The organism is Hydrogenophaga sp. FG152 (genome assembly GCF_057809615.1).
This window is the reverse complement of record NZ_JBMDKH010000040.1, coordinates 1-8,590: the sequence shown is the minus strand read 5'-3', so window position 1 is coordinate 8,590 and position 8,590 is coordinate 1. Positions and strand designations below refer to the sequence as shown.

The following is an 8,590-nucleotide window of genomic DNA, read 5'->3' as shown; positions in this document are numbered from 1 at the left end:
AGTGCTAGCTTTTCGTACCGTCACTTATTGCACTGAAAACGAGGAGACCCCAGCTTGAGGGCCTGGGGGGAGGTGACCGGTGCTGGAGCGGGCTTGCCGTCCAGCAGCCGGTGCAGCACGTTCAGGATATGGGTCTTGCTGGCAGCCCCAGACTCCAGGGCCAGTTCCACTGCGGCGAGCACGGCCTGCTCGTCGTGATGCAGCACCAGTGCCAGCACCTCCACCATCTCTCTGTCGCCGCCTGGCTGCATCAAGAGGGCGGTCTGCAGCCGTTTGAAGGCCACTGGCAGTTCCTGGAAGGGAGCGCCATTGCGCAATGCCCCGGGCTTGCGCTGCAGCACCGCCAGGTAGTGGCGCCAGTCATAGACGGTCTGCCCAGCGCCATGGTGGTTGCGCTCGATCAGGCGCTGGTGTTCACAGATGATCTGGCCTTCGGCAGCGACCACCAGGCGGTCCGCGTAGACCCGCAGGCTCACAGGCCGGTTGGCATACGGCGCTGGCACGCTGTAGCGATTGCGCTCGAAGTGGACCAAGCAGGTGGGTGAGACGCGCTTGGTGTGCTCCACAAAGCCATCGAAGGGCCGGGGCACAGGCATCAAGGCTGCCCGCTCCTCGACCCAGACGTCCGCGACGGTGCCAGCCAGCTTGCCATGCTCGATCTCGTGCCACAGCGCCACGCAGCGCTCCTCAAGCCAGGCATTGAGATCGGGCAGGCTTGGGAATGGCGGCACCACCTGCCACAGGCGATGGCGGGCATCGCGCACGTTCTTCTCCACCTGGCCCTTCTCCCAGCCCGAGGCCGGGTTGCAGAACTCGGCCTCGAACAGGAAGTGACTCACCATGGCCGCAAAGCGCGCATTGACGTCGCGCTCCTTGCCACGGCGCACCCGGTCTACAGCGGTGCGCATGTTGTCGTAGATGCCTCGGCGGGGCACACCGCCCAGCACGACGAACGCATGGTTGTGGGCATCGAACAGCATCTCGTGCGTCTGCAGAAGATAGGCACGCAGGTAGAACGCCCTGCTGTGACTGAGTTTGAAGTGAGCCACCTGCAGCTTGGTGCGCACACCTGCGAGCACTGCCCAGTCCTCGCTCCAATCGAATTGGAACGCCTCGCCGGGGCCGAAGGCCAAAGGCACAAAGGTGCCGCGGCCGGTGGTCTGCTGGGCCACCAGGCGTTGTTCTTGCCAGAGGCGGACAAAGGCCGCGACCCGGTTGTAGGAGCCGGTATAGCCCAGCGCCTGCAGATCGGCGTATATCTGCTTGACGGTACGCCGCTGCTTGCGGGATCGGCCAGCTTCCGTCTTGAGCCATCCCAAGAGCTTCGATGCGAAGGGATCGAGCTTGGAAGGGCTGACCCGCTTGGCATAGTGCGGCTCGGCCTCGCCTGCGCGCAGGTACTTGCGGATGGTGTTGCGCGAGAGGCCCGTGCGGCGGGCGATCTCTCGGATGGACAGCTGCTCTCGCAGGGCCCAGCGCCTGATGACACTCAGTGTTGCCACGTCTATCACTCCTGGTCTCCTGCTGCTCAACAAAGCAGCAGGTTAGGGTTAGTACGTGGGTCAGATTTAGATGGAAATCCTGGGGGTTAGTGGGTCACTTCTGCGTGGAAATCAACACCGTTGACCTGTATAGGCTTCTGATGCGACCTGCATTCAGGCAAAACGCTTGACACAAGCCATTTTTTATCGACTGATATAAAATAACGGGAGTCCGCTGCGATCCCCGCCGCGACTGCCTTGCTCGAAGGGAGATCCAAGTGGCCGTTATTGATCTTGATCGACAACTGCAAGAATTGCGAAAGGAGTTCGCCCGCACCGCTCCAGCCGGCCGGGTCGCGCTCTATGAGTCCAGGATCGAGGAACTGCGATCGACCTTTGCGAGGCACGCTGCGCTGAAGGAGGGAGACAGGGCCCCCGACTTTTCGTTGCCGGACGCCCAAGGCGGCACGGTGTCGCTGTCCGCTGCTCTCAAGCAAGGTCCTGTGGTGGTGACCTTCTATCGAGGTGGCTGGTGTCCGTACTGCAACCTCCAACTGCGGTCCTACCAGGCCTTGCTGCCCGAGTTGGCATCCTTTGGCGCAAGCATGCTGGCCATCTCACCTCAGCTTCCGGACGCATCACTGTCAACCGCGGAGCGCGAGGCGTTGACGTTTAACGTCCTGAGCGATCTGGGCAATGACGTGGCTCGCCAATTCGGGCTGGTCTATCCATTGCCGCAGGAACTGCGCGATGCCTTGAGTTCCAGCAACAAGGCGCTGCCGAGCATAAATGGGGACGCCAGTTGGGAGCTGCCCGTTCCCGCCACCTATGTGATCACGCCGAACCAGAGGATCTCGCTGGCTTTCATCGAGGTCGATTACCGGCAGCGATTGGCCCCGCAGCGACTTCTTGCGGCGCTGCAAGAGCAGGCGGTTACGTGACGCAGGCCGTCGACTTGGTGCAAGAAGCGGTAGTCGGACCGGCTGCCGCGTCGTGGCCTCAGAGATCATCCCGGAACGTCTTGCGCGGATTCTGCTGGGCCGGGCTCAGCGTCACGATCTTTGCGGGCTGGTTCGTCGTGACGCGCTTCAGTGTCACGCGCGAACTTCGCCTGTGGGATGTGACCGCGCTGCGGTTCGGCATCGGTGCCGTCATTCTTCTTCCAGTGCTGTTGCGGGGAAAGAGACGCCTATCAGCCAAGGAATGGCGTGAGGGGCTGGTCTATGCCTGCCTTTGGGGGTTGCCCTTCGTCCTGGCGGTCGCGCTCGGCCTGCAGCTCACGTCGGCCGGCCGCGCGGCAGCGATAGCGCCGACCCTGATGCCGGTATTCGCCGGCGCCTTCGCGTGGATTTTCCTGAAAGAGAAACAGGGCCGCGCGCGCTGGTGTGGCTACCTCGCCATCATCATCGGACTGGTGTTCATGGTTGCAGGCGGTGTTTCCGCTCACGGTGGCATGAACCCGATGGGCCTCATCGCCCTGATGACTGCCGCTGCCATGTGGGCCGTCTACACGCTGCTTTTTCGGCGCAGCGCCCTGACACCTGTGCAGGCCGCAGCCCTGATCTGCTTCTGGTCGGCCATCCTCTTCCTGCCGATCTATATTTTTGGCGGGCTCAGTCGCCTCGCCATGGCCTCACCCAGCGAGATCGGCTTGCAGGCCGTCTATCAGGGCGTCCTGATGAGCGGCGTTGCGATCGTTTCCTTCAATCGCTCTGTCGCGCTTCTGGGCCCATCTGCGGCCACAGCCATCATCGCCCTGATTCCGGTCGTTGCTTCGCTGGCCGCCATTCCCGTACTTGGAGAGCTGCCGTCTGGTGGAGAGTGCGTTGCACTTGCCGTCGTTGTTGGCGGCGTGCTCTTGGCAGCACGTCCTGCCCGTAAAGCAGCGAAGCCATCGATTTCCGCAACCACGAGGCATACACCATGATCCGGTTCTACTTTCATCCGACCCCCAACCCCGCAAAGATCGCGCTCTTTCTGGAGGAGACCGGTCTGGCCTACGAAGCCTTGCCGGTCGACACAAGCAAGGGCGAGCAGCATGCGCCCGCCTTTCGTGCGATCAATCCGAACGGCAAGGTACCGGCCATCGTCGATACCGAGGGGCCGGGCGGCAACGAAGTCAGGGTCTTCGACTCGACCGCCATCCTGATCTATCTGGCGGAAAAGACCGGCCAGCTTCTGGGCACGTCCGAGGATCGGCCGGAGTTGCTGTCCTGGCTGCTCTTCATCGCCTCGGGATTGGGGCCGTTCTCCGGGCAGGCGGTGCACTTCCAGTTCGCCGCGCCCGAGGGCTTGGACTACGCGGCCAATCGTTACCGCCGCGAGGCGGAGCGGCACTATCAGGTTCTCAACGATCACCTGTCCGGACGCGAGTTCATCGTCGGCAGCGGTTTCACGATCGCCGACATCTCCGCCTGGGGCTGGCTCGATCGCGCTTCCCGCGTGCGCAAGGGCGCCGAGGATCCTCTGGGGCCCTTTCCCGAACTGAAGCGGTGGTTCGCAGGCGTGGATGCGCGTCCGGCGGTCGCTCGCGCCCGGGCGCTCGCCAAGAGCCATGCGTTCAAGGCGATCAACGACGAGGAGACCAAGCGTGCGCTCTTCCCGTCGAACTATCCCCCTGCATCGGCGCAAGGAGTTTGAAATGGAACTGAAGAACAAGCGGGTCCTCGTCACGGGCGGATCGAGCGGGATCGGCCTCGCGCTGGCCCATGCGCTGATCGCGCGAGGCGCCAGGGTGGTCATCACCGGAAGGCGCAGAAGCGTCCTGGACGATGCACTGCGCAGCCTTGACTCGGCGACGGGCGTCTGCGCTGACGTGGGAAGTCCCGAGGGACGCGCGGCCACGCTGGACCAGGCGATACAGACGCTGGGCGGACTCGACATCCTCGTCAACAACGCCGGCGGCGTGCGGGCTGGCCGGCTGGAGAACACCACGGAAGCCGATATCGAGCAGATGGTGATCGTCGACTTGCTCGCGCCAGTCTTGTTGACCCGCGCGGCGCTCCCCGCTCTGCGGGCCAGCGGAGATGCCATGGTGGTGAATGTCGCCTCCGGCATTGCCCTGGTCGGCGCACCCTTCTATGCAACGTATGCCGCGGTGAAAGCAGGTCTGGCTCGCTTTGGCGAGGCGCTCAGGCGCGAGCTCAAGGGCGAAGGCATTCATGTGTTGACGGCCTATCCTGGAGGCACGGACACGCCGATGATGAAGTCGAATCGCGCTGGTCCCGAACTGGGGTTTTCGCGCGAGCCTGCTTCTGCGGTGGCCGATGCCATCGTCGCCGGGATCGAGGCGAACGCTTTCGAGGTCATCCGGGGCGGGGAGGCGAGAGCCCAGATGATTGCGCTCAACCGTAACGATCCGGTAGCGGTCGATGCGAGATTCCTGACGCTCAAGAGCGCGCTGGAAGAGGCGGTCAAGGACCACAGCGCATTGTGACGACGCGGCATCAAGCACCGCATCCACTCACGAAGCCAACCACGAACCGATCCAGGAACGATCATGGCGCGCCCCAGAGAGTTTGACGAAGCAGTGGCCCTCGATGCCGCGATTCAATGCTTCTGGTCGAGGGGCTACGAAGCCACCTCGGTGCGGGACCTGGCCGACGCGATGGGTATCGCCGGCCCCAGTCTGTACAACACGTTTGGCGACAAACGCACGCTGTACCGGCAGGCGCTCGAACACTATGTCGAGCGAGGCTTTTGCGATCGGGTCCGGCGCTTCGAGTCCCAGTTGGCACCTCGTGCGGCCATCGGTGCGTTCTTCGATGAGATCATCGAATTGTCGCTGGCCGACGACCAGCGCAAGGGATGCCTGATCGTGAACTCGGCACTGGAGCTGGCACCTCACGACGCGGAGTTTCAGGCTGCACTGGCCGCTGTCTTGCGCGACATGGAGGCCTTCTTCTACCGTTGCGTCAAGGCCGGCCAAGATGCCGGCGCGATCAACATCACGTTGCCGGCCGATGATCTCGCCCGGATGCTGCTCGGCTTGCTAATGGGGCTGCGCGTCCTCGCGCGATCGCGGCCAGAACCGGAATTGCTGCGTGGGCTTGTCCGGCCCGCATTGGCGCTGCTCGATGGCGCCGGCACATCTCAACGACGGAGTCGCAAATGATCGACCTCTACTATTGGCCCACGCCCAATGGCCACAAGGTCACGATGTTTCTGGAGGAGGCTGGCCTCGAATACCGCATTCATCCTGTCGACATCAGTGCGGGCGACCAGTTCAAGCCTGAGTTCCTCGCGTTCTCGCCGAACAACCGGATGCCTGCGATCATCGACATGCAGCCGGTCGACGGCGGGGAGCCCGTGACCGTCTTTGAATCGGGCGCCATCCTGGTCTATCTTGCGGAGAAAACGGGTCGCTTCATGCCGACCGACCTGCGTGAGCGCAAGGCGGTGCTGGAATGGCTCTTCTGGCAGGTCGGTGGACTCGGCCCCATGGCCGGTCAGAACCATCACTTTGGCATCTATGCGCCCGAGAAGATCCCCTATGCCATCACGCGCTACGTCAACGAGACCAATCGCCTGTACGGTGTGCTCGACCGACGCCTGGCCGTGCAGGAATATCTCGCAGGTGAAACCTATTCGATCGCGGACATGGCGACCTACCCCTGGGTGGTGCCGTGGAAGCGCCAGCAGCAGGAACTCGACGAGTTCCCCAGTCTGCGGCGGTGGTTTGATGCGATTCGCAATCGTCCCGCGACGATCAGGGCCTATGCGCGCGGCGAGCCTTTCGCATCGCGTCCTGCGGTGACGGAGGAGGGCAAGAAGCTTCTGTTCGGTCAAACTGCCGCAGGCCCGCAGGCGCGCTGATACGTTTATGGTGCACACACCAGCGATTACTCAAAGTCAAAGCAATCACGCGACGTGGGCGTGCGCCAGCTGCTGCAGGGAGCTCGGGAATTCGTGGAGATCTTTCGAGGCGCGGGCATGATATCGCTATGACCATCGAACCGTGGGCGGACGCCCAGCTATCTGAAGATATTCCTCGGCTTGCTCAGGGCGGTGAGAGCGAGACTGTGGAATTCAAGCGAGAGCTGCCAAAGCAGGTGCGGGATCTTGCCAAGGAAATCGCGGCTTTCGCTTCCAGCAGCGGGGGCCGACTCCTTCTTGGAGTGGCAGACGACGGCTCGATTCCAGGAGTCGAAAATGCACATGACCCAGCGGTTCGAGATGATCTCGGCAGAAGGATCGTGGGCGTTTGCCAGATCATCGATCCCCCCGTCCGCCCGCAGATCGGCTGGACATCGGCAAATGGGCTCGGCGTTCTCGTCATCACTGTCGAGAAGGGTTCAGAGCCTCTGTACTACGTGGATTCGCGCGCGTACATCCGGCACGGCACGGTCTACCGACCGGCGACGGCCTCAGAGGTTCGCGCTGCCTTGACAGCTTCCATGCCCGGGGAGGCCGCAGAAGGACCCAAGAATCATCCGGAGCTGTCTGCGCTGGCCGACGTGCTCGCCAACGTGCGACGCTGGAGCGATACGGACTCCGAGATGCGAAGCCTGAAACCCTGGATTGAAGATTGGTCGGCAGATGCGGAGGTCTATGCGTCAAAGCTGCGCGACCTGTCCGTCTCCGACTGGGCCATTGAGAGCCACGTCAATGAACGGTTGGAAGCCACAGCTGAGAAGCTCGATGAAGTCGCACAGTTCCGGCACTACCTCGGCGAAGGGGAAAACTTCAACGACGTGTGCAACTCCGCAGGCTTCGCTGCTGCGGAGTTGATGCGCGATCTGGTCGATCCTATCGAGGTCAGCGATGAGACACAGCGAAAAGTCCTGGAGGCGATTGCCAAACTTGCCCGCAAGTTGACCCAAATGTGGGACCGTGCCAACAAAGAGATCTTCGATGGGCGTGTCGAGAAAGCCCAGCAGGAAACCTATGGCATCGGCCAGCAAATCGCCACTTGGACCTATTTCAGGCTGTCTGTTGTGCCGGAAAGCACGCTGGCCGATCTGCGCCGAATCGGTCTTAGCCTGCTCCAACTGGTGTCCATGAGGGTCTACATGGATGGCGGCGCTTCACTACAGCGCATCGTCGATGATGCTCAGACTCTTGTGAAAGAGCTGAATGCGAACGTCGAGAGTTTCCTGCAGTTCGATCGCTGAGTACTGTGTGCGCCGCCGTTTGCCCTTGGGCGGCTGCGGGCCACGGCTGCCAGAGGCGTGCTCGCTCCAGCGGTACGGTGACCGTGCGCGCACTCAGCGTCTATGCGCTGGCGCGCGCCTCAGGTCGCCGGGAAGCACAATCCCCAGGCTCCCATGCAACTCCTGACATGGATGCGGTCCGTAGCTACCCGGAACCCGAATACCCTCTAAACCCGCGTCAGATATGGGTTTGCGTCCGTCCGATGCAAATCGAAAGTCCTTGACAGCGGACATTTTTTAGGATGTCGCGCTCCTCGGTCAGACGCTTGATCTCGGCCTTCAGTCGCCGGACCTCCGCCGAGTCCTTCGCCGTCGGCAGCAGTGCCGCCTCCGCGCCGTCGGCATTGGCAGCGCTCTTCGCCTTGCGCAGCCACTCGTACAGGCTGTGGGTGGAGACCCCGAGCCGCTGGGCCACATCGGCCACCCGGAAGCCACGTTCGGTTACCTGCTTGACCGCTTCGGCCTTGAACTCATCCGTGTACTGCCTGTTGCTCATAAACACCTCTGTCGTTGCCATGAATTATGGCTCCTAGGTGTCTACGAAAGGCTGGCCGGTCCAGACCTCCGTTTTGTACAAGCCGTTGATAGTTTCAGCCAGGGCGTTGTCATAGGAGTCGCCGGTGCTGCCCACCGAAGGCATCAGGCCAGCTTCCTCCAAGCGCTCTGTGTAGCGAATGGACACGTACTGACTCCCCCTGTCGGAGTGATGAATCAGCTTTTCATCGCTTGAAGGATGCCGTGCGTAGAGAGCTTGCTCCAATGCATCCACAACAAAGTCAGTGCGCATGTGGCTGCTGACTCGCCAACCCACAATCCGGCGGGCATAGACATCAATCACAAAGGCCGCAAACATCTGACCTTGCCATGTCGATACATAGGTAAAGTCTGCAACCCAAAGCTGGTTGGGGTCTCCTCGTTTTCAGTGCAATAAGTGACGGTACGCAAAGCTAGCACTGG

Annotated in this window: 8 protein-coding genes and 2 pseudogenes; 7 read left to right on the top strand and 3 right to left on the bottom strand. The window is 62.1% G+C overall.

Annotated elements, in window-relative coordinates; translation table 11 throughout:
* Nucleotides 1-20: 20 nt before the first annotated feature.
* Nucleotides 21-1,511, bottom strand: coding sequence for an IS21 family transposase (istA, locus tag ACODTB_RS25720; protein WP_488929875.1), 1,491 nt, complete (start codon nucleotides 1,509-1,511; stop codon nucleotides 21-23).
* Nucleotides 1,512-1,759: 248 nt separating this feature from the next.
* On the opposite strand from istA, the gene ACODTB_RS25715 reads away from it, so the two are divergent.
* From ACODTB_RS25715 to ACODTB_RS25685, 7 genes are all read left to right on the top strand, one after another.
* Nucleotides 1,760-2,422, top strand: coding sequence for a peroxiredoxin-like family protein (locus ACODTB_RS25715; protein ID WP_013521175.1), 663 nt, complete (start codon nucleotides 1,760-1,762; stop codon nucleotides 2,420-2,422).
* Entirely contained in the window at nucleotides 2,419-3,408 is a 990-nt protein-coding gene (locus ACODTB_RS25710) for a DMT family transporter (protein WP_013521174.1), read from the top strand. Before ACODTB_RS25715 ends, ACODTB_RS25710 begins: the two co-directional genes overlap by 4 nt.
* Entirely contained in the window at nucleotides 3,405-4,121 is a 717-nt protein-coding gene (locus ACODTB_RS25705; protein ID WP_013521173.1) for a glutathione S-transferase family protein, read from the top strand. Before ACODTB_RS25710 ends, ACODTB_RS25705 begins: the two co-directional genes overlap by 4 nt.
* 1 nt (nucleotide 4,122) lies before the next feature.
* Nucleotides 4,123-4,917 (top strand): SDR family NAD(P)-dependent oxidoreductase, encoded by a 795-nt coding sequence (locus ACODTB_RS25700; RefSeq protein ID WP_013521172.1) that lies wholly within the window; start codon nucleotides 4,123-4,125, stop codon nucleotides 4,915-4,917.
* A gap of 63 nt (nucleotides 4,918-4,980) precedes the next feature.
* Nucleotides 4,981-5,595: a TetR/AcrR family transcriptional regulator gene (locus ACODTB_RS25695; RefSeq protein ID WP_013521171.1), complete on the top strand. Its 615-nt coding sequence runs from the start codon at nucleotides 4,981-4,983 to the stop codon at nucleotides 5,593-5,595.
* Nucleotides 5,592-6,296 (top strand): glutathione binding-like protein, encoded by a 705-nt coding sequence (locus ACODTB_RS25690; protein ID WP_013521170.1) that lies wholly within the window; start codon nucleotides 5,592-5,594, stop codon nucleotides 6,294-6,296. The genes ACODTB_RS25695 and ACODTB_RS25690 overlap by 4 nt, the downstream gene beginning before the upstream one ends.
* A gap of 128 nt (nucleotides 6,297-6,424) precedes the next feature.
* Nucleotides 6,425-7,594: an AlbA family DNA-binding domain-containing protein gene (locus ACODTB_RS25685; RefSeq protein WP_013521169.1), complete on the top strand. Its 1,170-nt coding sequence runs from the start codon at nucleotides 6,425-6,427 to the stop codon at nucleotides 7,592-7,594.
* A 265-nt stretch (nucleotides 7,595-7,859) separates the two neighbouring features.
* Here ACODTB_RS25685 and ACODTB_RS25680 read toward each other — a convergent pair.
* Nucleotides 7,860-8,129, bottom strand: a pseudogene (locus ACODTB_RS25680) (transposase); the annotation flags it as partial.
* Between the two features lie 63 nt (nucleotides 8,130-8,192).
* A pseudogene (locus ACODTB_RS25675) lies at nucleotides 8,193-8,540 on the bottom strand (DDE-type integrase/transposase/recombinase); the annotation flags it as partial.
* Nucleotides 8,541-8,590: the final 50 nt, after the last annotated feature.